1 protein-coding gene is annotated in these 617 nt (G+C 72.4%); it reads left to right on the top strand.

Annotated features, from left to right (window positions below; translation table 11 throughout):
* A partial coding sequence (locus Dsi01nite_RS56975; RefSeq protein WP_203854890.1) for a hypothetical protein occupies positions 1–543 on the top strand: 543 nt, incomplete at its 5' end.
* Positions 544–617 lie beyond the last annotated feature (74 nt).

Here is a 617-nt window from a genome sequence, read left to right on the forward strand (position 1 = left end):
GCCATCGCGGGCCACGAGATCCCGGCGCTGCTGACGCCCGCCGAATTTGCGGCACACCGGCAGGTCGAGGCGGTGCTGCGCGCGTGCTGGCACCACACCACTGACGTCATCGCCGAGGTGTGTGAGCACGCCCGGTCGCTCCCGCCGCAGCCCGGCTCGGACAACCGGCAGAGCGTCCCGGCCCTGGCGACGCCCACCTTCGGTCCTGTCTTCGGCCGGCTGATGCGCCTGCGGAACGTGAACAGCAGCCTGCTCGCCAGGATGACGTTGTCGGCCGAGGCCACGGTCAACGTCATGAGGCACGGCGAGCGCGTGCCGGCCGTCGAGCGGGTCTTCAGCATCGCCGCGGCGCTCGGCCTGCGCGGCGACGACGTCGAGGCGATGGCGGGATACCCGGACTCGGTGCCCCCGGACGACCCGTCCCTGCTGAAACGCCTCGCGGCCACCCAAGCGCTCGGCGAACTCGTCTGCGCGCTCGTACCGCTGCGCTCCGAACAGCTGGACGCGGTCACCGCCCACGCCAAGAGCCTGGCGCTCCGCTGACGGCGGCCGCACCTACCTCCGGGATCGACCTCGCCGCCGGGCGAACCTCGCGTTGGGCATATGCACGACGCGCA

Origin of the sequence: Dactylosporangium siamense (genome assembly GCF_016862795.1) — a bacterium.
Lineage (GTDB): Bacteria > Actinomycetota > Actinomycetes > Mycobacteriales > Micromonosporaceae > Dactylosporangium > Dactylosporangium siamense.